This is a genomic window from Pseudomonas sp. BIGb0278 (assembly GCF_024809895.1).
Classification (GTDB): domain Bacteria; phylum Pseudomonadota; class Gammaproteobacteria; order Pseudomonadales; family Pseudomonadaceae; genus Aquipseudomonas; species Aquipseudomonas shirazensis.
Genome location: NZ_JANUEL010000005.1, coordinates 180,223 through 201,863 on the forward strand (window position 1 = coordinate 180,223; position 21,641 = coordinate 201,863).

Annotated in this window: 20 protein-coding genes and 1 tRNA gene; 10 read left to right on the plus strand and 11 right to left on the minus strand. The window is 61.9% G+C overall.

Features of this window, described 5'->3' with window-relative positions; all coding sequences use genetic code 11:
* Positions 1 to 5: 5 nt before the first annotated feature.
* On the minus strand, positions 6 to 779 hold the full coding sequence (locus M2396_RS17960) for an ABC transporter ATP-binding protein (RefSeq protein WP_259076783.1): 774 nt from the start codon (positions 777 to 779) through the stop codon (positions 6 to 8).
* Positions 780 to 1,382: 603 nt separating this feature from the next.
* On the opposite strand from M2396_RS17960, the gene gabP reads away from it, so the two are divergent.
* Positions 1,383 to 2,780: a GABA permease gene (gene gabP / locus M2396_RS17965; RefSeq protein ID WP_101322509.1), complete on the plus strand. Its 1,398-nt coding sequence runs from the start codon at positions 1,383 to 1,385 to the stop codon at positions 2,778 to 2,780.
* Positions 2,781 to 2,997: 217 nt separating this feature from the next.
* Here the strand turns inward: gabP and M2396_RS17970 are convergent, their stop codons facing one another.
* The 7 genes from M2396_RS17970 to M2396_RS18000 all read right to left on the minus strand — a co-directional run bounded on the left by M2396_RS17970 (position 2,998) and on the right by M2396_RS18000 (position 9,108).
* Positions 2,998 to 3,441, minus strand: coding sequence for a hypothetical protein (locus M2396_RS17970; protein WP_101322508.1), 444 nt, complete (start codon positions 3,439 to 3,441; stop codon positions 2,998 to 3,000).
* A gap of 81 nt (positions 3,442 to 3,522) precedes the next feature.
* The gene (ppk2, locus tag M2396_RS17975) at positions 3,523 to 4,542 is read right to left on the minus strand and encodes a polyphosphate kinase 2 (RefSeq protein WP_259076786.1); all 1,020 of its coding nucleotides are present in this window, start codon (positions 4,540 to 4,542) and stop codon (positions 3,523 to 3,525) included.
* A 144-nt stretch (positions 4,543 to 4,686) separates the two neighbouring features.
* Positions 4,687 to 5,148 (minus strand): DUF4234 domain-containing protein, encoded by a 462-nt coding sequence (locus tag M2396_RS17980; protein ID WP_259076788.1) that lies wholly within the window; start codon positions 5,146 to 5,148, stop codon positions 4,687 to 4,689.
* Positions 5,149 to 5,361: 213 nt separating this feature from the next.
* Positions 5,362 to 5,437: transfer RNA gene (locus tag M2396_RS17985), tRNA-Phe, on the minus strand.
* A 91-nt stretch (positions 5,438 to 5,528) separates the two neighbouring features.
* Positions 5,529 to 5,801, minus strand: coding sequence for an oxidative damage protection protein (locus M2396_RS17990; protein ID WP_101322505.1), 273 nt, complete (start codon positions 5,799 to 5,801; stop codon positions 5,529 to 5,531).
* The gene (gene mutY / locus M2396_RS17995; protein ID WP_181108065.1) at positions 5,798 to 6,865 is read right to left on the minus strand and encodes an A/G-specific adenine glycosylase; all 1,068 of its coding nucleotides are present in this window, start codon (positions 6,863 to 6,865) and stop codon (positions 5,798 to 5,800) included. Before mutY ends, M2396_RS17990 begins: the two co-directional genes overlap by 4 nt.
* Positions 6,862 to 9,108, minus strand: coding sequence for an AsmA family protein (locus M2396_RS18000; protein ID WP_150572807.1), 2,247 nt, complete (start codon positions 9,106 to 9,108; stop codon positions 6,862 to 6,864). The genes mutY and M2396_RS18000 overlap by 4 nt, the downstream gene beginning before the upstream one ends.
* Before the next feature lie 378 nt (positions 9,109 to 9,486).
* Between M2396_RS18000 and M2396_RS18005 the strand changes: the two genes are divergently transcribed.
* The 6 genes from M2396_RS18005 to hisF all read left to right on the plus strand — a co-directional run bounded on the left by M2396_RS18005 (position 9,487) and on the right by hisF (position 14,391).
* The gene (locus M2396_RS18005; RefSeq protein ID WP_101322502.1) at positions 9,487 to 11,142 is read left to right on the plus strand and encodes an OFA family MFS transporter; all 1,656 of its coding nucleotides are present in this window, start codon (positions 9,487 to 9,489) and stop codon (positions 11,140 to 11,142) included.
* A 209-nt stretch (positions 11,143 to 11,351) separates the two neighbouring features.
* Complete coding sequence (hisB, locus tag M2396_RS18010) at positions 11,352 to 11,945, plus strand: imidazoleglycerol-phosphate dehydratase HisB (protein WP_101323128.1); 594 nt, start codon at positions 11,352 to 11,354, stop codon at positions 11,943 to 11,945.
* The gene (hisH, locus tag M2396_RS18015) at positions 11,946 to 12,584 is read left to right on the plus strand and encodes an imidazole glycerol phosphate synthase subunit HisH (protein WP_101322501.1); all 639 of its coding nucleotides are present in this window, start codon (positions 11,946 to 11,948) and stop codon (positions 12,582 to 12,584) included. It abuts the gene before it with no gap.
* On the plus strand, positions 12,585 to 12,845 hold the full coding sequence (locus tag M2396_RS18020; RefSeq protein WP_101322500.1) for a DUF2164 domain-containing protein: 261 nt from the start codon (positions 12,585 to 12,587) through the stop codon (positions 12,843 to 12,845).
* A gap of 27 nt (positions 12,846 to 12,872) precedes the next feature.
* A complete protein-coding gene (gene hisA, locus M2396_RS18025; RefSeq protein WP_101322499.1) occupies positions 12,873 to 13,610 on the plus strand; it encodes a 1-(5-phosphoribosyl)-5-[(5-phosphoribosylamino)methylideneamino]imidazole-4-carboxamide isomerase in 738 nt (245 codons plus the stop codon).
* Between the two features lie 10 nt (positions 13,611 to 13,620).
* A complete protein-coding gene (gene hisF / locus M2396_RS18030) occupies positions 13,621 to 14,391 on the plus strand; it encodes an imidazole glycerol phosphate synthase subunit HisF (RefSeq protein ID WP_101322498.1) in 771 nt (256 codons plus the stop codon).
* 126 nt (positions 14,392 to 14,517) lie between these two features.
* On the opposite strand, the gene choV is transcribed toward hisF, so the two are convergent.
* From choV to M2396_RS18045, 3 genes are all read right to left on the minus strand, one after another.
* The gene (gene choV / locus M2396_RS18035) at positions 14,518 to 15,696 is read right to left on the minus strand and encodes a choline ABC transporter ATP-binding protein (RefSeq protein ID WP_101322497.1); all 1,179 of its coding nucleotides are present in this window, start codon (positions 15,694 to 15,696) and stop codon (positions 14,518 to 14,520) included.
* Positions 15,693 to 16,541, minus strand: coding sequence for a choline ABC transporter permease subunit (choW, locus tag M2396_RS18040; protein ID WP_178080849.1), 849 nt, complete (start codon positions 16,539 to 16,541; stop codon positions 15,693 to 15,695). Before choW ends, choV begins: the two co-directional genes overlap by 4 nt.
* An 81-nt stretch (positions 16,542 to 16,622) precedes the next feature.
* Positions 16,623 to 17,570 carry a choline ABC transporter substrate-binding protein gene (locus M2396_RS18045; protein WP_101322495.1) on the minus strand — a complete coding sequence of 316 codons (948 nt, stop codon included), beginning with the start codon at positions 17,568 to 17,570 and terminating at the stop codon, positions 16,623 to 16,625.
* Between the two features lie 452 nt (positions 17,571 to 18,022).
* Here M2396_RS18045 and M2396_RS18050 point away from each other — a divergent pair, with 452 nt between their 5' ends.
* The 3 genes from M2396_RS18050 to M2396_RS18060 all read left to right on the plus strand — a co-directional run bounded on the left by M2396_RS18050 (position 18,023) and on the right by M2396_RS18060 (position 21,586).
* Positions 18,023 to 19,399, plus strand: coding sequence for an L-serine ammonia-lyase (locus M2396_RS18050; protein ID WP_259076793.1), 1,377 nt, complete (start codon positions 18,023 to 18,025; stop codon positions 19,397 to 19,399).
* Between the two features lie 460 nt (positions 19,400 to 19,859).
* The gene (locus M2396_RS18055; protein ID WP_101322493.1) at positions 19,860 to 20,966 is read left to right on the plus strand and encodes a GlxA family transcriptional regulator; all 1,107 of its coding nucleotides are present in this window, start codon (positions 19,860 to 19,862) and stop codon (positions 20,964 to 20,966) included.
* 119 nt (positions 20,967 to 21,085) lie between these two features.
* Positions 21,086 to 21,586: a sigma-70 family RNA polymerase sigma factor gene (locus M2396_RS18060; RefSeq protein ID WP_181089912.1), complete on the plus strand. Its 501-nt coding sequence runs from the start codon at positions 21,086 to 21,088 to the stop codon at positions 21,584 to 21,586.
* Positions 21,587 to 21,641: the final 55 nt, after the last annotated feature.

Below are 21,641 nucleotides of genomic sequence, written 5' to 3' on the forward strand. Positions count from 1 at the left end.
CTCCGTTAGCGGTGGCTGGACATGAATTGCTTGCAACGCGCCGAGTTCGGGTTTTCGAAGACCTGCTGCGGCGTTCCTTGCTCTTCAACCAGGCCCTGGTGCAGGAAAACCACTTCACTGGACACCTGGCGGGCAAAGTTCATCTCGTGAGTTACCAGCAGCATGGTACGGCCTTCGTCGGCCAATGCGCGGATAACGTTAAGCACTTCCTGGACCATTTCCGGATCGAGCGCCGAAGTTGGCTCGTCGAACAGGATCACCTTGGGCTTCATGGCCAGGGTACGGGCAATGGCAGCACGCTGTTGCTGGCCACCGGAAAGCTGGGCGGGATAGCTGTGGCGTTTGTCGAAGATACCGACTTTGTTCAGCAGCGCTTCGGCATGTTCAGTGGCTTCGGCCTTGCTCTGGCCAAGCACGCGGCGCGGCGCCTCGATGATGTTGTCGAGGATCGACATGTGCGGCCACAGGTTGAAATTCTGGAAGACGAAACCGATTTCGCTGCGCAGGCGGTTGATCTGGCGGTTGTCCGACGGGATCAGGTCGCCGTTCTTGGCGGCCTTGAGCTTGAGCTCTTCACCGGCCAGGAGGATCTGCCCTTGATGCGGGTTTTCCAGCAGGTTGATGCAACGCAGCAGGGTGGACTTGCCGGAACCGGACGATCCGAGGATCGAGATCACGTCACCATCGCGCGCGGTCAGGGAAATGCCCTTGAGAATTTCCTGGGGGCCATAGCGCTTGTGCAGATTGCGGATTTCCAGCGCGGGCGTGGCCTGGGCCATGTGCGGTCCTCTTCGGTTCGGGTGCGTTCCCAGCTGTTGGCGGCCTTCCTGGCGAGCGCCACGCTAGCATAGCGGCTCATTGACAGCCAACGGGGTCGCAAGGGGCTCAGGTCGCTGGCGGGGCAGTTTGTCGCATCGTTGCAGTGCAACGTCGCGAGGATGTCCGCCGGCCTTGTGCCCAGCACCAGAGCCTTGATGAAAAAAGGCGCGATGGTGCCAGTTTTGTACCGCACTGGGAAGCCGTTTTTAGCCGTAGTGGCTGCTGCCCTCTTTTTCGCTTGAATGGAGGTTGCGCTGACGGTTGCACCTGGGCGCTTCGATTTTGTGCGCGGGTGTTACCAAGGAGCACCTTTGGTGCATTTGTAAGTGGGTATTTCAGTAATCTGCTCGGCACAAGCCGATTTGATGTGCATTCGGTCAAGCCTTGGCCAGATGCCCTGCAGGCCCCGCCGGGATTGATATCGGGCCTGGCGCTGATGAGCCAAGCACGGAGATGGCGCGGTAATTGCCACAGGAGATTTCCAGAATGCAGCGACGCCTACCTAAATCCCGGGTGCGCTGGCCAGTCATTCAGGTAGTCCACCTCCTTACAAAGGTAGTTTTATGAGCGGTAAGCACAATTCCAATGACCTCGCTCAGGGGCTCAAATCGCGTCACGTCACCATGTTGTCCATCGCCGGTGTGATCGGCGCGGGGCTGTTCGTTGGCTCCGGCCACGCCATTGCGGCGGCCGGCCCTGCTGTGCTGTTGGCCTACGCGGCAGCCGGTACCCTGGTGGTGCTGGTGATGCGTATGCTTGGCGAAATGGCGATCGCCTCGCCCGACACTGGTTCGTTCTCGACTTACGCTGATCGCTCGATCGGCCACTGGGCCGGCTTCACCATCGGCTGGCTGTACTGGTGGTTCTGGGTGCTGGTGATCCCGCTCGAAGCCAACGCCGCGGCTGCGATCCTCAATGCCTGGTTCCCCGCGGTTGATCTGTGGGCGTTCTCGCTGTTGATCACTCTGGCGCTGACCGTTACCAACCTGTTCAGTGTGAAGAACTACGGCGAGTTCGAGTTCTGGTTCGCGCTGCTCAAGGTGCTGGCGATCATCGGCTTCATCGTGGTCGGTTGCGCGGCCATGTTCGGTATGGTGCCGGGCAGCCAGGTCAGCGGCGTCAGCCACCTGTTCGACACCCAGGGCTTCATGCCCAACGGCCTCGGCGCAGTGCTGGCAGCCATGCTGACCACCATGTTCTCGTTCATGGGTACTGAAATCGTCACCATCGCCGCCGCCGAATCGAAAGACCCGGGCAAACAGATCAGCAAGGCTACCAACTCGGTGATCTGGCGGATCTGCCTGTTCTACCTGGTGTCGATCTTCCTGGTCGTGGCCCTGGTGCCGTGGAACGACCCAGCCCTGGCGGCCACCGGTTCGTACCAGACCGTGCTGAGCATGATCGGCGTGCCGAATGCCAAGCTGATCGTCGACATCGTCGTCCTGATCGCCGTGACCAGCTGCCTCAACTCGGCGCTGTACACCTCCTCGCGCATGCTGTTCTCGCTGAGCAAGCGTGGCGATGCGCCGGCCGTTGCCCAGCGCACCACCAAGGCGGGTACGCCGCACTGGGCAGTGCTGCTGTCGACCGCTGCGGCGTTCCTCTGCGTATTTGCCAACTTCGTCGCGCCAGCGCAGGTGTTCGAGTTCCTGCTGGCCAGCTCCGGCGCGATCGCCTTGCTGGTGTACCTGGTGATCGCCGTGTCGCAACTGCGCATGCGCAGCCAGCGTGAAGCACGCGGCGAGAAGATCGAGTTCAAGATGTGGCTGTTCCCGGGCCTGACCTGGGTGACCATCGCCTTTATCGTCGCCGTGCTGGTGGTGATGGCGATTCGTCCAGACCACCGCATCGAGATCATCGCCACCGCGCTGCTGAGCCTGGCTGTGGTCGCTGCCGGCCTGCTGGTGCAGCGCAAGCGCAAGGCCGCCGTGGCAGCTGGGCGGGTTGTGCTGAGTAACTGATCTGCCGGCTCGTTGAGCTGAATGCAAAAAGGCCGCGCTCTGGTTCAGGGCGCGGCCTTTTTTAATGTCGCAACGCTGCCGGTGTAGGAGCGGCCTTGTGTCGCGAAAGGCCCGAGTAGCGGGCCCGGCAATTTCGGCGGCGAAGCTGAGAATCCGGGGCCGCTGCGCAGCCCTTTCGCGACACAAGGCCGCTCCTGCAGGGGCCGCTGAGGCAGAGTTAGCCGAACTGCTTCTGTTGCAGCTGCTGCTTGGCCACCACTTCGGAGGCCGCTACGTAGGCTTCCTGGAACTCGTCGCTCTCCAGCCAGGCCATGGTGGTTTCTTCGTCGGCGCCGTCCAGCCAGGTGCGGTAGGCGGTGAACACCAGCACGATGTAGTCGGTGGCGTGCTCTTCCTTGTGGCCTTTGAGCACCAGGGTCAGCAGTGGGTCGACCAGGAACACCGCGATCATTGCCACCAGGCCGGTTTCCTGAGCGGCTTTCATCTTGCTGAACAGCTCGCTGTAGCTGTCCGACTCCAGCGCCTTGTTGAAGATCTGCTCGACGCTGGCGCTGTCACCGGCGCTCGCCTTGACTGCCTGGCCGCTGCGCACCATGCGGTTTTGCTTGGCTTTGCTGGCGGCGCGCTTGGCGCGTTTTTGCTGCTTGGTGTTGGAAGCCATGGGGCCTGAAATCCTTGGAGGGGCAAAAGTGCGCGTATTGAATCGCACTTGCCCGACAAACCCAAGAGGCACGCGTCGCGATCAGGCCGCCGGCGCCTCATCTTCTTCAAAGCCACGCGATGCCCGGCCGACCAGCAGCGGGTCGGGCGCATGGGCCACGCGCAGGTCCTTGCCGGGGTACTCCAGCGAATGCAGGAAGTGGCGGATGCAGTTGATCCGCGCGCGCTTCTTGTCATCCGACTTGATCACCGTCCACGGCGCATCGCCGGTGTCGGTATGGAAGAACATCGCCTCTTTGGCGCCGGTGTAGTCGTCCCACTTGTCCAGCGACTTGATATCGATCGGCGACAGCTTCCAGTGCTTGAGCGGGTCGTCCCGGCGCGAGACGAAACGGCGTAGCTGCTCTTCGCGGTTGACCGAGAACCAGTACTTGAACAGCAGGATGCCGCTGTTGGTGAGCATCCGCTCAAGGTCTGGCGCCTGGCGCATGAACTCCAGGTATTGCATCGGGGTGCAGAAGTCCATGACCCGCTCGACCCCGGCGCGGTTGTACCAGGAGCGGTCGAAGAAGACCATTTCCCCGGCGGTCGGCAGGTGCTGGATGTAACGCTGGAAATACCACTGGCCCTGTTCCTGCTCGGAAGGCTTCTCCAGCGCCACGATGCGCGCGCCACGCGGGTTCAGATGCTCCATGAAGCGTTTGATGGTGCCACCCTTGCCGGCCGCGTCACGGCCCTCGAACAGCACCACAATGCGCTGGCCGGTGTCCTTGGCCCAGCTCTGCACCTTGAGCAGCTCGATCTGCAGCTCGGTCTTGGCCTTCTCGTATTCGTTGCGGCGCAGCCGGGTGCGGTACGGGTAGCTGGCGGGCAGGCGCGCCGAGGTGCTGTCCTCGTTGCTGCCTTTGCGTGCGCTGGCCACCTGCAGCGCGGCGGGCTGCTGGCTGATGCTGAGAATCGCCGGTTCGGCGCTGACCTTGGCGGCCGGCTTGCGCTGGCGTGGGCGACGGCTGCGCGGGGCCGGTGTGGCGCTTGCGCTGAGGGTGGCGCTGGTGTCGGCAGCAGGGGCGGGGGGGAGAAGCGGGGTGGATTCGTCGCTCATGGAAATCCTTGCGGGTCGGTTCGAGTGTCCACCGATCATGCTAAGGATATTGCGCCAATGGCTTTTTGATACTGGTCAACGACGCGTGCGTTGCGCCACGGCTGGCAGGCAGACGGGCGCAGCGGATACGCTGTTACTGGCTGGTCAAGGCTGCATGGCCTGGCTGTATACGGGCTGCTGGCGTTGGTCAGTCTCGCCCAACTCGTTGATGCAGTAGTTGATGTAGTACAGGTTGAGCACGAAGGTGTTGAAGCCGTTCATGCGGAAGTGGATCTGGTTGTTGGCGTGGGCGAAGGCCAGCAGTATGCGTCGGGCATTGAATGCCCAGACGATTTGCAGCACAAGGGTAGCAATGCTCAGCAAGCCGGCTGCAACTTCCAAGGCCAGTTGCTCATCGTTGATGAACAGGCCGCTCAGGCCCGTGCAGACAAACATCCAGATAATGTAGGTCTCACTGCACGCCTCTTGGCCGGTGGCTTCACGCAGGTGCTGATTGGTCTTGTACAGCCACAGCAGCAGGTACAGGCCGCCGGTCGCCATGGTCAGCAGCACCATGTGCAGCGTCTTGCGGTTGACCTTGTTCATGAGTTCGCTTGGGGATGTCATAGCGCTTCCGATTTTCGAGTGTGAAAAACGGGCTGAGACATTGCGTGTCTTGGGAGGCAGTCCATGCTCAACCATCGTCCTTGGGGGCTATCTGCTCAGGGAGGGCAGATTCGGCGCGGATGATAGCACGGGGCCACACATGCTCTGCGGCCTGCTGATTAAATCCCAGGCATAAAAAAACCCTGAATCTTTCGATTCAGGGTTTTAGTGTTTTGGTGCCCAGAGACGGAGTCGAACCGCCGACACGAGGATTTTCAATCCTCTGCTCTACCGACTGAGCTATCTGGGCAACGGGGCGCATTAAAAGACTTTTTCAGGTTTGCGTCAACGACTTTTTGAAATTTTTTTAAATTAATTCCGTCGCTTACGCTTTTACGGGGTCATTCGCTAGGCGGAACGTAGCCTTCGGCCTTGGCGTAGTCCTCGCCGGAGAAGTACTTGTCCATCTCCACCTGGAGGAATTTGCGGTCCTCGGCGTTCATCATGTTCAGGCGCTTCTCGTTGATCAGCAGGGTCTGGTGCTTGAGCCAATCACCCCAGGCTTGCTGGGAGATGTTATCGAAGATGTCCTGGCCCTTGGCACCCGGGTACGGTGGGCGCTCGAGGCCGGGCAGTTCCTGGTGGTATTTGCGGCAGTTCACGGTGCGGGTCATTGCGGCTCTCCTGCAATCAATTCGTCGGCCGCGCGTTTCAGCAGCTTCTTGACCGGGGCGGCGAGGCCCAGGCGCGGCGGGGTGGCGAGGTTATACCAGAGCCAGTCAGGCTCGGCCACGTGCGTGCCCAGTGGGTCGACGCGCACCAGCCAGGGCTCGATGGCCAACTGGAAATGGCTGAAGGTGTGGGTAAGGCCGTCCAGCGCCTGTGTGCCGTTCAGGCGCAGGCCGTGCTGATAGGCAAGGTCATCGAGCTGCTTGAGGTCATCCAGCTCAGGCAGGCTCCACAAACCGCCCCACAGGCCGCTAGACGGGCGCCGGTATAGCAGGATGGCGCCCTCGCGGTTGGCCAGCATCGGCATCAGCGTGCGCCGCTGTGGCAGCGCCTTGCGTGGCTTGGGCTCGGGGTAGTGGGTTTCCTGGCCGAGCAGGTGCGCTTCGCAGCCGCGCTGCAGCGGGCAGATCAGGCACTTGGGCTTGCTGCGGGTACACAGGGTTGCGCCAAGGTCCATCATCGCCTGGGTGTAGTGGTTGGCCCGGGCTTGTGGGGTGTAGCGCTCGGCTGTCGCCCACAAGGCGTTGGCAACCTTGGGTTCGCCCGGATAACCGCCCTGGGCGGTGAAACGGGCCAGCACGCGCTTGACGTTGCCGTCGAGGATCGGCGCGCGGATACCCATGCTGATGCTGGCGATCGCGCCGGCTGTGGAGCGGCCAATGCCGGGCAGCTCGGTGAGCTGCTCGACACTGCGCGGGAACTCGCCACCGTGTTGGCTGACGACGATCTGCGCGGCCTTCTGCAGGTTGCGGGCGCGGGTGTAGTAACCGAGCCCGGTCCACAGGTGCAGCACTTCGTCTTCCGGCGCTTCGGCCAGGGCCTGCACGGTGGGCAGGGCCTGCATGAAGCGGTCGAAGTAGTTCAGCACGGTGCTGACCTGGGTCTGCTGCAGCATGATTTCCGAGACCCACACCCGGTATGGGTTGATGTCTTGCTGCCAGGGCAGGTCGTGGCGGCCGTGCTGGTCATACCATGCCAGCACGGCGCCGGAGAATTGCTCGGGGCTCATCGTTTGAACAGCCCCTTGAGCGCGTCTTTGAGTTCCGGGCTGACCTTGTCGCCCAGCTTCTCATCGAGTTTCTCGTCGATCTTGTCCTTGAGGCGGTTGCCGGCCAGCTTGGCGGCGACCTTGCCCAGGCCGTCCTGATCCAGGCGGCAGGCTTTGGCACCCAGTTCCAGCGGGCCACGGCAGCGCAGTGGCAGCTCGACGCCGACAAAGCGCTCGTTGACCTGGCAGGCAGGGTCCGGCATGGCGCGTTGGTCACCTTCGACCACCACGCCAACGCGGTAGTCCATACCGAGCACGCGCAGGTCCAGGTCGCCCTGGCCGTTGACGGTCAGGCCGGGGATGCGCGCTTTCAGGTCAGGGTTGCTGGCCACGCCGTTACGCACTACCAGGCTGCCGCGCAGCTCTTGGAATGGAGTGTCCTTGCCACGCGGGTCGCCGCTCAACTGTTTGCGGTTGAGGGTGGCGATGGCCTGGCACAGTTGCTGTTCAAGGTTGGCATTGACCAGCACACCATCGTTGATGGTGAAGTTGGCGTTGCCGTTGAGGGTGTCGATCAGCGCTTTCTGGCTGTTGCCGCTGGCGGTGAGGTCGCTGCTCAGGGTCAGCAGGCCTTTGACTGGCGGCGCCTGTTCCGGGTTGTCGGACTTGATGAAGTGCTCGACCGGGACCCGGTTGATCTTGGTGTTGATGCCGATCTGCGGCACGGCCGGGCGTACATCGACGCTGCCCGTTGCTTCAAAGGTGCCGTTATACAACTCGCCGCGCAGGCTTTGCAGAGCAATCAAACCGCCCTGGCCGCTGGCCTTGAGTTGGGCATCGTTGATCGGCAGTTTGTCCAGGGTCAGTGCGCCAAAGCTCAGGTCGGCTTGCAGGTCGAGGGCACGCAGGCGGTCGACCGGCAGCAGTTTGTCGGTGCTCCAGGCAACCTGGGTCGGTGCGCTTGGCAGCGGCGAGCTGCCGGCACCGGCAACGGCGGTTGCTTCCTGCTGCTGGACCTCGGCCTGACGCGCCGCCTTGGCGCCCTTGGCCTGCTCGCTTTTGGCCGGGAAGTAGCGATCGGCGTCGAACTTGTCGCCTTTGAGCTGAATGCGCAGGGCTTGCTTGGCGAAGTCTTCAACCGCTACGCGGCCACTGAAGCTGCTGTCATCCAGTTTCACTGCCAGGCCTTCCAGAGCCAGGCTGGTCGGGCTGGCGCTGAGCCGGCTGACCAGTTCCAGTTTGCTGAAGGCGGCCGGGTCGGCAGTGGCTGGCAATGGCTGGCCAATGCTGTCGAGGAAGGTGCGCAGGTCGAACTGGGCGATGGAGATACCGCCGCCGACCAGCGGCGTCTTGTCCAGCTCGCGCACGTTCAGCTCACCCAGTGCACGCAACTGGTTGGCGGAAACCTTCAGGCCATTCCAGGACGCGACATTGGCAGCCATGTCGACCAGCAATTGGCCCTGAGCAGCAAAGGTCATGCTCTTGCCGGCAAACGGCTCGCCCGAGGCTTCGCCGGACAGACGCATGTCTTCGAGGTTGTAGCGCTTGAGCTTGCGATCAAAGCGCAGTTCGCCGGCCAGCTCGCTGCGCACCTTGATGTTCGGTTGCGCGGCGCTGATGAAGGCGCTGGCCTTGAGCGGGATGTTCGCTCCTTCGTGGACCGCGCCGGTGCTCAGCTGGATGCTCTCGGCGGTCAGGCTCTGGCCAGTCTTGGCATCGGTGTACTGCACACGGGCGTTGTTCACGGTCAGGCTGTCGATATCCAGCTTGACCGAGCGCTCGCTGGCGCTTTCTTCGCTGCCTTTTGGTTCGCTCGGCGCCGGCGCAGGCTGGCCAGGCGTGGTGCTGGCCTGGGTCGGCAGTGGTTTGCCAATGTCCTGCCAGTTGCCGTGGCCGTTTTCGTCACGCACCAGGCTCAGGTTGAGGCCCTCGACGCGTACGTCGCTCATCTGCACTTCACGGCGCAGCAATGGCAGCACGCGCACCGACAGGCCGAGCATCTGCAGGTCGGCAAACGGTTCGGTGGGTTTGTTCAGGGTGGCGATGCTGGCTTCATGCAGCTCCAGGCCCAGCCATGGGAACAGGCTCCAGCCAATGTCGCCGTTGAGGGTCAGCTCGACATGAGCCTTGTCCCGTGCCAGCTGGCGAATCTCGTCTTTATAGTCGTTGGGATCGAAGAGGTGGGTCAGGGCAAAGCCCAGTGCCACGATGATCAGCAGCAACCCGAGAAGCCCCAGCCCCAGGATTTTGCCGAACGCTTTCATGGGCGAGTCCTTGTAGTCCGAAATGAAAATTCAAGCGCCAGAGTATAGCGCCGTGGCTGGTTAGCCTGAGTACCCGCCAGTAGATATAGGTTATTTCCTGCCTAAGTATCGGTTTCGCCGGGTTGCGCAGCCTGGTTCTACTCAGGCTTATCAGTTTCTGACCGCCAGCTACTCTACAGTTCAGCCGGCTTGCGCAGGTGGCAAAAAATAACGATGTCAGATTGCTTCCATTGAGCGTTTCAGCTGGTTAACCTTGCGCCGCTTTCGCCGCATTACGCGACCGATTGTCGCGGATGCCGTGAATGTCCGATCGCAGCGTGCGTGCAGCCAACCAGGCCGAAGAGCCGAAGGCAACGTCTACTTACAAGAGGAAACACCATGAGCAGCAGTACTGCGGGAGAAGCGGCGCGCGCGCCGGGCTTCCTGTCCAAGGAGCGCATCATCGCCCGGCCGGGCTTCAACCGTTGGCTGGTGCCCCCAGCAGCGCTGGCAATCCACCTGTGCATCGGCATGGCGTACGGTTTCTCGGTGTTCTGGCTGCCGTTGTCGCAAGCCATCGGCATCACCGCACCGGTTGCCTGTTCGGCGGACATGGGCTTCATCGCGCGGATGTTCAGCGCCGAGTGTGACTGGCCGATCTCGATGCTGAGCTGGATCTACACGCTGTTCTTCGTCTTCCTCGGCTGCTCGGCTGCCGTGCTCGGCGGCTGGCTGGAACACGCCGGCCCACGCAAGGCTGGCCTGGTTTCGGCGCTGTGCTGGTGCGGTGGCCTGCTGATCTCGGCGATCGGCATCAAGACCCACCAGCTGTGGCTGATGTGGCTCGGCTCGGGGGTGATCGGTGGTATTGGTCTGGGCCTGGGCTATATCTCGCCAGTGTCGACCCTGATCAAGTGGTTCCCGGACAAGCGCGGCATGGCTACCGGCATGGCGATCATGGGCTTTGGCGGCGGCGCGATGGTCGGCGCTCCCCTGGCCACTGCGCTGATGGGCCATTTCGGCAGCTCGGTTGAAGTCGGCGTGTGGCAGAGCTTTGTGGTCATGGCGGCGATCTACTTCGTGTTCATGACGGCTGGCGCTCTGACTTACCGCGTACCGCCAACCGGCTGGAAGCCTGAGGGCTGGACGCCGCCGGCGAAAAAAGCCAACGCGATGGTCACCGACCGTCACGTGCATGTCAGCGTTGCCTGGAAAACCCCACAGTTCGCGCTGGTTTGGCTGGTGCTGTGCCTGAACGTTTCAGCCGGTATCGGCATCCTCGGCATGGCCTCGCCACTGCTGCAGGAAGTGTTCGCCGGCAAGCTGATCGGCAACGAGCTGAGCTTCAGCGAGCTGAACAGCGCGCAACTGGCGCAGATCGCGGCAATCGCCGCCGGCTTCACCGGCCTGCTCAGCCTGTTCAACATTGGTGGGCGGTTCTTCTGGGCTTCGTTCTCCGACTACATTGGCCGCAAGAACACCTACTTTGCCTTCTTCGCCCTCGGCGTCGGCCTCTACAGCCTGGTACCGAACATGGGCCATCTGGGCAACGTGGCGCTGTTCGTGGCGGCGTTCTGCATCATCCTGTCGATGTACGGTGGTGGTTTCGCGACGGTGCCGGCTTATCTGGCTGACCTGTTCGGTACGCAGATGGTCGGTGCGATCCATGGTCGCCTGCTGACCGCCTGGGCTGCTGCTGGCGTGCTCGGCCCGGTGCTGATCACCTATCTGCGCGAGTCGCAACTGGCGGCCGGGGTTGCCCGTGCGGCGGCCTACGACATGACCTTGTACATCCTCGCCGGCCTGCTGGTGCTGGGCTTTATCTGCAACGCCCTGGTGCGTCCGGTGGCCGACAAGTACTTCATGACCGATGCCGAGCTTGCGGCCGAGCGCGCGCTGAGCCACGACAAAGGCGTCGACAATGCTCGCTCGCTGGAATGGCACGCCGCGCCGGGCAGCCTTCCGCTGGTGCTGCTGGCCTGGGCCGTGGTGGTGATTCCGCTGGCGTGGGGTATCTGGATTACCCTGCAAAAGACTGCCGTACTGTTCCACTGACAACCGCGCTGGCTGGCTTGCATGCCAGCCAAACCGGATCAAACGCGGGTAAATTCGCTGTCGCAGGGCGCTTATAGCCCTGCTGCCAGTGGGTTTACCCGCGTTTGCATTTGCCCCGGCGAGTTGCCATATGTCATCCGCGTTTCAAGCTGGCGCGTTCTAGGCCTATAATGTCGACCTTTTCGCCCAATGATTTTGCGGAGCTGGTGATGGTCGAACGTAAGGCTTCCGTCGAGCGCAATACCCTGGAAACCCAGGTGAAGGCCTCGATCAACCTCGATGGCAGTGGCAAGGCCCGATTCGATATCGGCGTGCCCTTCCTTGAACACATGCTCGACCAGATCGCCCGGCACGGGCTGATCGATCTGGACATCGAATGCAAGGGCGACCTGCATATCGATGATCACCACACCGTCGAAGACGTCGGCATCACCCTCGGCCAGGCGTTTGCCAAGGCCGTTGGCGACAAGAAAGGCATCTATCGTTACGGTCACGCCTATGTGCCGCTCGATGAAGCCTTGTCGCGTGTGGTCATCGACTTCTCCGGCCGCCCAGGCCTGTCGATGCACGTGCCTTACACCCGGGCTTCGGTCGGGGGCTTCGATGTCGACCTGTTCCAGGAGTTCTTCCAGGGCTTCGTCAACCATGCGCTGGTCACCCTGCACATCGACAACCTGCGCGGGCACAACACCCACCACCAGATCGAGACCGTGTTCAAAGCCTTCGGCCGTGCCCTGCGCATGGCGGTCGAGCAGGACGAGCGCATGGCCGGGCAAATGCCGTCGACCAAGGGATGCCTGTAAATGCAGACCGTAGCCGTAATCGACTATGGCATGGGCAACCTGCACTCGGTGGCCAAGGCGCTTGAGCACGTTGGCGCCGGCAAGGTGCTGGTCACCAGCGACGCTGCGGTGATCCGCGAGGCCGATCGCGTGGTGTTCCCCGGTGTAGGCGCGATTCGCGACTGCATGGCCGAGATTCGCCGGCTGGGCTTTGACAGCCTGGTCCGTGAAGTCAGCCAGGACCGGCCGTTTCTCGGCATCTGTGTCGGCATGCAAGCGCTGCTCGAGCACAGCGAAGAAAACGACGGCGTCGATTGCATCGGCTTGTTCCCCGGCCAGGTGCGCTTCTTCGGCAAGGACCTGCAAGAGCAGGGCGAGCACCTCAAGGTGCCGCACATGGGCTGGAACGAAGTCAGCCATGCCATCGAGCACCCGCTCTGGCATGACATCCCAGACCGTGCCCGCTTCTACTTCGTGCACAGCTACTACATCAATGCCGGCAAGCCTGGCCAGGTAGTCGGTCGCGGCCACTACGGCGTCGACTTCGCTGCTGCGCTGGCCGAAGGCTCGCGCTTTGCCGTGCAGTTCCACCCGGAGAAGAGCCATACCCATGGCCTGCAGTTGCTGCAGAACTTCGCTGCCTGGGATGGCCGCTGGTAAATGAGCAAGTCGCGGACCAAGCCACCGATCCTGACCCTCGCCCCCGAACAGGAGCGCGAGGCCCTGGACAAGCTCAAGCGCTTTCTTGAAGACCGCTTCGAGCTTGAACTGGGGTCGTTCGAGGTGGCCGAGGTCCTCGACCTGTTTTCCCGAGAAGTGGCTCCGTATTACTACAACAGGGCGATTGCCGATGTTCAGCTGCACCTCAAGGAGCGGTTCGAGAGCATCGAAAGCGACCTGTGGGCGCTCGAGAAGCCCTGAACCCCAACGATTAGACAGGTTGCCAAGATGCTGATTATTCCCGCTATCGATCTCAAGGACGGTGCTTGCGTGCGCCTGCGTCAGGGCCGCATGGAAGACTCCACGGTGTTCTCCGATGACCCGGTGAGCATGGCCGCCAAATGGGTCGAGGGTGGCTGCCGCCGCCTGCACCTGGTTGACCTCAACGGCGCCTTCGAAGGCCAGCCGGTCAACGGCGAAGTGGTTACTGCCATCGCCAAACGCTACCCACAACTGCCAATCCAGATCGGCGGCGGTATCCGTTCGCTGGAAACCATCGAGCACTACATCAAGGCTGGCGTCAGCTACGTGATCATCGGCACCAAGGCGGTCAAGCAGCCTGAGTTCGTCGCCGAAGCGTGCAAGGCGTTTCCGGGCAAGGTCATCGTTGGCCTGGACGCCAAGGACGGATTCGTCGCCACCGACGGCTGGGCTGAAGTCAGCTCGGTGCAGGTGATCGACCTGGCCAAGCGTTTCGAGGCTGATGGCGTGTCGGCAATCGTCTACACCGACATCGCCAAGGACGGCATGATGCAGGGCTGCAACGTGCCCTTCACCAAAGCCCTGGCCGAAGCCACGCGCATCCCGGTGATCGCCTCGGGCGGCATCCACAACCTGGGTGACATTCGTGCCCTGCTCGACGCCAAGGCGCCGGGGATCGTCGGTGCCATCACTGGCCGGGCGATCTACGAAGGTACCCTGGACGTCGCCGAGGCCCAGGCCTTCTGCGACACCTACCAAGGCTGAGGAGCAACCCATGGCACTGGCCAAGCGCATCATCCCTTGCCTGGACGTGGACAACGGCCGGGTGGTCAAGGGCGTCAAGTTCGAGAACATCCGCGATGCCGGTGACCCGGTAGAAATCGCCCGTCGTTACGACGAGCAGGGCGCCGACGAGATTACCTTTCTCGACATCACCGCCAGCGTCGATGGCCGTGACACGACCTTGCATACCGTCGAGCGCATGGCCAGCCAGGTGTTCATCCCGCTGACCGTGGGCGGTGGCGTGCGCACCGTGCAGGATATTCGCAACCTGCTCAATGCTGGTGCCGACAAGGTCTCGATCAATACCGCGGCGGTGTTCAACCCCGAGTTCGTCGGCGAGGCTGCGCAGCGTTTTGGCTCGCAGTGCATCGTGGTCGCCATTGACGCGAAGAAGGTCTCTGGCCCGGGCGAAACCCCGCGCTGGGAGATTTTCACCCACGGCGGGCGCAAGCCGACCGGGCTCGATGCAGTCGAGTGGGCGAAGAAGATGGAAGGCCTGGGTGCCGGTGAGATTCTGCTGACCAGCATGGATCAGGACGGCATGAAAAACGGCTTTGATCTGGGCGTGACCCGGGCTATCAGCGATGCGCTGGGGATTCCGGTGATTGCCTCAGGTGGTGTGGGCAACCTGCAGCACCTGGCGGACGGCATTCTGGAAGGGCATGCCAGCGCGGTGCTGGCAGCGAGTATCTTCCACTTTGGCGAATACACCGTGCCCGAGGCCAAGGCTTACATGGCCGCGCGCGGTATCGTCGTTCGCTGAGCCATTGTATTGGGGCCGCTTTGCGGCCCTTCGCGGGTAAACCCGCTCCCACAGGGTCACGGCGGCGCTGCAAAACCTGTGGGAAGGGTTTACCCGCGAAGGGCTGCGAAGCAGCCCCAATAGCAGTCAACCGTGATTTTTGCCGAGCAACGCGTGATACAGCTCGGTATCCCCAAGAATCCCGACCACCTTGTCGTTATCCTGCAACACCAGCTTGTTGCCGGTCTGATAGCGAATCTGCAGCGCTTCGCGCATGCCGATATCGGCGTGCACCACGGTCGGGCGACGGTCGAGCAACGCCACATCCTGCCCCGGCGCCCAGTTCTGCATGTCCATGCCGTTCTGGCCCTGGCGTGCGCGGGTCAACGAGTTGCCTTCGCCCAGGTCGAGCCAGGAGTCGCCACTCGGGTCCAGACACACTGAGCCATTGACGCGCTTGCACTTGTCCAGGGTGCGCATCAGGCTGCGTCCGCACAGCACGTTGAGTGGGTTGGTGTGGGCAACGAAGGTGCGCACGTATTCATCGGCTGGGTTCAGCACGATTTCTTCGGGCTTGCTGTACTGGATGATCCGGCCGTCTTTCATGATCGCGATGCGGCTGCCCAGCTTGAGCGCCTCGTCGAGGTCGTGGCTGACGAACACGATGGTCTTGTTCAGCTTGCTCTGCAGCGCCAGCAGCTCGTCCTGCAGGCCTTGGCGGATCAGCGGGTCGAGGGCCGAGAACGGTTCGTCCATCAGCAGAATGTCGGCATCCATGGCCAGGGCGCGGGCCAGGCCGACACGCTGTTGCATACCGCCGGAGAGCTCATCAGGTTTTTTGTTGCGCCACTGGGTCAGGCCAACCAGCTCGAGCTTCTCGTCCACCAGCTTGCGCCGGTCCTTCTCGGGCCTGCCTTGCATCTCTAGGCCAAAACTGATGTTTTCCCGCACCGTCAGCCACGGCATCAGGGCGAACTTCTGGAACACCATGGCGATGCGCTTGGTGCGCATCATCTTCAGTTCGGCCGGGGTGCAGTGGGCGATGTCGATGTGCTTGCCTTCGTGCTCGACAAACAGCTTGCCGCGGCTGACCGTGTTAAGGCCGTTGATGCAGCGCAGCAGGCTCGACTTGCCCGAACCGGATAAGCCCATCAGCACGCAGATTTCGCCTTTCTGGATGTCCAGGTTGGCCTTTTCGACGCCGACCACCAGGCCGGTCTGCTTGAGGATCTGCTCGCGAGTCTGGCCCTGGTCGAGCAGCGACAGCGCCTCGCGCGGCTTGTTGGTGAAGATGACGTCGACGTCTTCGAATCGAATGATGCTCATGCCTCACTCCTTGCCGTAGCTTCAGGTTGCTTGCAGATACGGTCGAGCATGATTGCCAGCAGCACGATCGCCAGGCCTGCTTCGAAGCCCAGGGAGATATCAGCGGTGTTCAGTGCGTTGACCACAGGTTTGCCCAGGCCGTCAGCGCCGACCAGGGCGGCGATCACCACCATCGACAGCGACAGCATGATGCATTGGGTGACGCCAGCGGCAATGCTCGGCATTGCGTGTGGCAGTTCGATGCGCGTCAGCAGTTGCCGGCGCGAGCAGCCAAAGGCCTTGCCGGCATCGAGCAGCTCTTGCGGTACGTCGCAGATGCCCAGGTAGGTCAGGCGAATCGGCGCGGCAATCGCAAACACCACGGTAGAGATCAGCCCCGGCACTACGCCCAGGCCGAACAGGGTCAGGGTTGGGATCAGGTAGACGAAGGTGGGTACCGTCTGCATCAGGTCGAGTACCGGGCGCAGGCCGGTGTAGAACATCGGTTTGTGCGCGGCAAGAATGCCCACCGGCACGCCGATGGCAACGCATACCACCGTGGCGAAGGTGACCTGGGCGAGGGTCTCCATGGTTTCCTGCCAGTAGCCCAGGTTGAGAATCAGCAGAAACGACAGTGCGACAAAGGCCGTCAGCGACCATTTGCGCTGGATCAAGTGCGCCAGCGCGGCAAACAGTGCGATCAGCACCAGTGGGTTGAACCAGGTCAGGGCGCTGGTCACCCCGTGAATCATGAACTCCAGGCCTTGAGCGATGGCATCGAAATAATCTGCGCCGTTCTGAGTCAGCCATTCGACGAACGACGCGATGTACTGCCCCAGAGGTATTTTCTGATCAATAAGCATGATAGCGAGCTTCCACCTGCATAGATTGGAATCAGTCCGGGGCAGGCACGGTCCTGCCCCGAGAGAGTGCCGGTTGTGTGTTGGTTATTGCGCCAACTTGGCCTTGGCTGCCTCCAGCCCTGGTTTGCCATCTACGGTGGTGACTCCGGCGAGCCAGGTATCGAGCACTTGTGGGTTGTTTTTCAGCCACGCCTTGGCCGCGGCATCAGGCTTCATCTTGTCGTCGAGCACATTGCCCATCAGCTCGCTTTCCATGTTGAGCGAGAACGACAGGTTCTTCAGCAACTGGCCAACGTTGCTGCACTCCTGGGTGTAGCCCTTGCGGGTGTTGGTCAGCACGGTGGCCTTGCCAAAATCAGGGCCGAAGAAGTCGTCGCCGCCGGTCAGGTACTGCATCTTGAAGCGCTTGTTCATCGGGTGCGGTTCCCAGCCGAGGAACACCACCGCTTCACCGCGCTTCTGCGAGCGATCGACCTGCGACAGCATGCCTGCTTCACTGGACTGGACGATCTTGAAACCAGCCGTCTTGAGGCCGAAGGCATCCTTGTCGATCATGCTCTGGATGGTGCGGTTGCCATCGTTGCCAGGCTCGATGCCGTAAATCTTGCCGCCCAGTTCGTCTTTGAATTTGGCAATGTCGGCGAAGTCTTTCAGGCCCTTGTCATACAGCGCCTGTGGCACTGCCAGGGTGTACTTGGCGTTTTCCAGGTTGGCGCGTACGGTCTCGACGGTACCGGCGTCGCGGTACTGTTTGATGTCGTTTTCCATGGTCGGCATCCAGTTGCCGAGGAATACATCCAGATCCTTGCCTGCGGCCAGCGACTTGTAGGTTACCGGGACCGAGATCATGGTGGTGTGGGTCTTGTAACCCAGCGCTTCGAGCACCGCACTGGTAACCGCCGTGGTTACCGTGATATCGGTCCAGCCGACATCGGAAAAACGTACCGTCTGACACTGTTCCGGCTCTGCAGCCTGAGCCAGCAACGGTGCCGTGAGCATCGCAACCAGCAACAGCGAGGGTGAACCTTTCATAGGTGGACTCCTGTAGTTTTTTCTTCGGGTTCGCGTGGGTCGCCGGGGCTTCTCAGGGTCCGGTCGACCAGGCCTGCAGAGGGCAGGTTGCGTGGCCGTGCAATACGAGTCGCTTTCGATAATCCTCCAGCGCCGGGCAATCGCCTACTGCCTGAGTCGCATCCAGTACAGGATGGGTCGTATCCAGTACGGGCAATGTCGCATATGGATTTTTCCACCCCCTGCACCCCCTCTTTGCGGCATTTGCCCAGCCGAAAACGGCTTGAACAGTGGCGTAGCAGCGCCAGTACATCGCGGCGCGGCCTGACAAAAGTACGTCGGTTGCAGACGGCGAGTGGCGGCGCAAAAGGCTGATGATGCGGGTAATAGCGGCAGCTCGCAGGTTCAGCCTAGCAGTTGCCAGACGCGCCACATGGCGCGGCCAGACAAGCCCAGCAAGAGGTGTTCCGACCATGGCCATCAGCGTGTTCGACCTGTTCAAGATTGGTGTAGGGCCTTCCAGCTCGCACACTGTCGGCCCAATGCGCGCCGCAGCGCTGTTCGTCGAGGGTTTGCGTGAGCGCGGCGAGCTTGAACAAGTGACGCGTATCGAGGTGCGCTTGTATGGCTCGCTGTCGGCCACCGGCATCGGCCATGGCACCGATCACGCCACCATCATGGGCCTGATGGGCGAATGGCCAGACGCGATTGACCCAAGCCAGATCGTCCCGCGTATTGCCGATCTGCGCGAAACCAATACCCTGTTGCTGGACAACCGCCTGCCGGTCCAGTTTGTCTGGGCGCGCGACATGCTGCTGCTCGACGAGAACCTGCCGTACCACCCCAACGCCATGACCTTGAAGGCCGAGGGCGCGCACGGCGAGCTGCACCAGGACACTTATTACTCGGTTGGCGGCGGCTTTGTGGTCGACGCCAAGCAGGCTGCCAGCGGTGTGCTCGATGCAGATCAGACCGAGCTGCCGTACGATTTCAACAGCGCTGCCGAGTTGCTCCGGCTGTGCAAGCAAAACGACCTCAGCGTGTCGCAATTGATGCTGGCTAACGAGAAGGTTTGGCGCAGCGAGGCAGAGATTCGCGCCGGCCTGATCAAGCTCTGGAGCGCCATGCAGGACTGCGTCAACAACGGCTTGAAGCATGAAGGGATCCTGCCTGGTGGGCTCAATGTGCGTCGCCGGGCAGCCAAGCTGCACCGCAGCCTGCAAGAGCTGGGCAAGCCCAACGTGATCGGCTCGACCCTCAGTGCAATGGAGTGGGTTAACCTGTTCGCCCTGGCGGTCAACGAAGAAAACGCCGCCGGCGGGCGTATGGTCACCGCGCCTACCAATGGCGCTGCCGGGATCATCCCGGCGGTGCTGCATTACTTCATGCGCTTCTCCGACGTGGTCGATGAAAGCCACGTCGTTGATTTCCTGCTGGCTGCAGCTGCGGTAGGCATTCTGTGCAAGAAGAACGCCTCGATCTCGGGCGCCGAAGTGGGCTGCCAGGGTGAAGTCGGCTCCGCCTGCGCAATGGCCGCCGCCGGCCTGGCTCAAGTGCTTGGGGCAACTCCGGCGCAACTGGAAAACGCCGCCGAAATTGCTCTGGAGCACAACCTCGGCCTGACCTGCGACCCGGTCGGCGGGTTGGTTCAGGTGCCGTGCATCGAGCGCAATGCAATTGCCGCAGTGAAGGCAATCAACGCAGTGCAGATGGCCTTGCGCGGTGATGGCGAGCACTTCATCTCGCTCGATCAGGTAATCCGCACCATGCGCGATACCGGCGCCGATATGCACGACAAGTACAAGGAGACCTCCCGCGGAGGTCTTGCCGTCAGCGTCATCGAATGCTGATTCAGCGTTGATTCCCAAGGGCCGCATGCGGCCCTTTTTTGCAGCCGAATGCGCACCTCGCACAACTCGAATTTGCCATTAATGACCACTGCGCCTCTTTTTGGTGCGCCGGTCATCTGTATTTTCAAACAAGTTGTTTAACAGGCTGATACTGGAGCGGTGACAAGGTTACATGTCGTTTAGAGACATGTTTCCCAGCACTGCTACTTAAATGCTCACGGGCGATAACGAAAAGCCCTACGGCGGGGCTTGCGGCTAGAACTGTCGCGGTAGCAGAAGCCCATGGACGCTGGTGCGCAAGGTCGTTTTTGGACTTTGTTGGCGGGCCATTCAATTTAGGCATGCCAATTGCGTTGTAATCGGTAGTGCTATTAACAGAGCCCCCGCAGACGAACTGGGGCCATGACAAGAACCAGTGCCCGCCTGAGGCACCCCTGTATTCGAGTGAGGAGAAATCGCGATGACGTCGTACACTTCCGGGACCCAAACCCAGAACCGCAGCGCACCCCAGTCCATCGGATTTCTTCTCCTGGACAACTTCACCCTGATATCTCTGGCGTCGGCGGTAGAGCCGCTGCGCATGGCCAACCAACTGTCGGGTCGCGAGCTGTATCGCTGGCATACCCTGACCGTCGATGGCGGCCAGGTGTGGGCCAGCGATGGCTTGCAGATCACCCCGGATGCCTCCATGCACGCCGCGCCGCAGATCGATACGGTGATTGTCTGCGGCGGTGTCGGCATTCAGCGCACGGTTACCCGCGAGCACGTCACCTGGCTGCAGGCACAAGCGCGTCAGTCGCGTCGCCTCGGTGCGGTGTGCACCGGCAGCTGGGCCCTGGCTTGTGCCGGCCTGCTCGACGGCTTTGATTGCAGCGTGCACTGGGAGTGCCTGGCGTCGATGCAGGAGGCGTTCCCGCGGGCCAACATGAGCACCCGCCTGTTCACCCTCGACCGCAACCGCTTCACCAGCTCCGGTGGCACCGCGCCGCTGGACATGATGCTGCACCTGATCAGCCGTGATCACGGCCGTGAACTGTCGGCAGCCATCTCCGAGATGTTTGTCTACGAGCGCATCCGCAACGAACAGGATCACCAGCGCGTGCCGCTCAAGCACATGCTCGGCACCAACCAGCCGAAGCTGCAAGAGATCGTCGCGCTGATGGAAGCCAACCTCGAAGAGCCGATCGATCTCGACGAGCTGGCAGTCTATGTCGCCGTCTCGCGTCGTCAGCTCGAGCGCCTGTTCCAGAAGTACCTGCATTGCTCGCCGTCGCGTTACTACCTCAAGCTGCGCCTGATCCGCGCCCGCCAGTTGCTCAAGCAGACGCCGATGTCGATCATCGAAGTGGCTTCGGTGTGCGGTTTCGTTTCCACGCCGCATTTCTCCAAGTGCTACCGCGAGTACTTCGGCATTCCGCCGCGCGATGAGCGCGTCGGCTCCAACACCACCCAGCAGGTGGCAATGATGCCAATTCCGCAGGCCATGACCCTGTCGCCGCACAGTGGGCCGTTGGCTGCACTGAGCCAGGCGCGCAACGAGTCGACGTTTGCCAGCGTAAGGCTGTAACTGCCTGCAGGCCTTCGCGGATTTGCCGCGAAGGCGGGGCTAGGTAGCGTGAATCGGTTGATAATGATTCTCGACTACAGGTAACATCGCCGCCCCGAGCATTGCTGGCATACCACCCCGTGGCGGACGACAAACTGCAGCTGTACCTGAGCCACCGGGCGGCGTTGCTTGATTACGCCGCGCCGATCGTAGGTTGCCGCGCCCGCGCCGAGGATGTTGTGCAGGAAGCCTGGTTGCGTTTCAGCCGCCAGGACGACAGCGCCGACATCCGCCATCCAGCCAGTTACCTGTACCGCATCGTGCGCAACCTGGCGCTCGATCAAACCCGCCGCAATGCCACCGAAAAGGCCCAGCCCGGCGGCGATGAGCTGCTTGCCGATATACCCTCGAGTAGCGCCTCCCCGGAGCAATCCGTCAGCCAGCAGAATGAGCTGGCAGCCATCAGCCGCGCGCTGGAAGAGCTGCCCGAGCGCACGCGTCTGGCGTTCGAGATGCATCGCCTCGGCGGCTTCACCTTGCAGCAGGTGGCCAATCACCTGAACGTCTCGGTCAGCCTCGTCCATCAGCTGGTACACGATGCCCTGCGCCATTGTCTGGAGCGGCTGGAGGGCGATCTTTGAAAGCATCTGTGAAAAAACCACGTGCTGCCGCGTCTTTTGCTCAACGGGCCGACTC

What these genes read in the sequence shown, in the direction of transcription:
- M2396_RS17960 (WP_259076783.1), bottom strand. Translation starts at nt 779, where the DNA reads ATGGCCCAGGCCACGCCCGCGCTGGAAATCCGCAATCTGCACAAGCGC.
- gabP (WP_101322509.1), top strand. Translation starts at nt 1,383, where the DNA reads ATGAGCGGTAAGCACAATTCCAATGACCTCGCTCAGGGGCTCAAATCG.
- M2396_RS17970 (WP_101322508.1), bottom strand. Translation starts at nt 3,441, where the DNA reads ATGGCTTCCAACACCAAGCAGCAAAAACGCGCCAAGCGCGCCGCCAGC.
- ppk2 (WP_259076786.1), bottom strand. Translation starts at nt 4,542, where the DNA reads ATGAGCGACGAATCCACCCCGCTTCTCCCCCCCGCCCCTGCTGCCGAC.
- M2396_RS17980 (WP_259076788.1), bottom strand. Translation starts at nt 5,148, where the DNA reads ATGACATCCCCAAGCGAACTCATGAACAAGGTCAACCGCAAGACGCTG.
- M2396_RS17990 (WP_101322505.1), bottom strand. Translation starts at nt 5,801, where the DNA reads ATGACCCGCACCGTGAACTGCCGCAAATACCACCAGGAACTGCCCGGC.
- mutY (WP_181108065.1), bottom strand. Translation starts at nt 6,865, where the DNA reads ATGAGCCCCGAGCAATTCTCCGGCGCCGTGCTGGCATGGTATGACCAG.
- M2396_RS18000 (WP_150572807.1), bottom strand. Translation starts at nt 9,108, where the DNA reads ATGAAAGCGTTCGGCAAAATCCTGGGGCTGGGGCTTCTCGGGTTGCTG.
- M2396_RS18005 (WP_101322502.1), top strand. Translation starts at nt 9,487, where the DNA reads ATGAGCAGCAGTACTGCGGGAGAAGCGGCGCGCGCGCCGGGCTTCCTG.
- hisB (WP_101323128.1), top strand. Translation starts at nt 11,352, where the DNA reads ATGGTCGAACGTAAGGCTTCCGTCGAGCGCAATACCCTGGAAACCCAG.
- hisH (WP_101322501.1), top strand. Translation starts at nt 11,946, where the DNA reads ATGCAGACCGTAGCCGTAATCGACTATGGCATGGGCAACCTGCACTCG.
- M2396_RS18020 (WP_101322500.1), top strand. Translation starts at nt 12,585, where the DNA reads ATGAGCAAGTCGCGGACCAAGCCACCGATCCTGACCCTCGCCCCCGAA.
- hisA (WP_101322499.1), top strand. Translation starts at nt 12,873, where the DNA reads ATGCTGATTATTCCCGCTATCGATCTCAAGGACGGTGCTTGCGTGCGC.
- hisF (WP_101322498.1), top strand. Translation starts at nt 13,621, where the DNA reads ATGGCACTGGCCAAGCGCATCATCCCTTGCCTGGACGTGGACAACGGC.
- choV (WP_101322497.1), bottom strand. Translation starts at nt 15,696, where the DNA reads ATGAGCATCATTCGATTCGAAGACGTCGACGTCATCTTCACCAACAAG.
- M2396_RS18045 (WP_101322495.1), bottom strand. Translation starts at nt 17,570, where the DNA reads ATGAAAGGTTCACCCTCGCTGTTGCTGGTTGCGATGCTCACGGCACCG.
- M2396_RS18050 (WP_259076793.1), top strand. Translation starts at nt 18,023, where the DNA reads ATGGCCATCAGCGTGTTCGACCTGTTCAAGATTGGTGTAGGGCCTTCC.
- M2396_RS18055 (WP_101322493.1), top strand. Translation starts at nt 19,860, where the DNA reads ATGACGTCGTACACTTCCGGGACCCAAACCCAGAACCGCAGCGCACCC.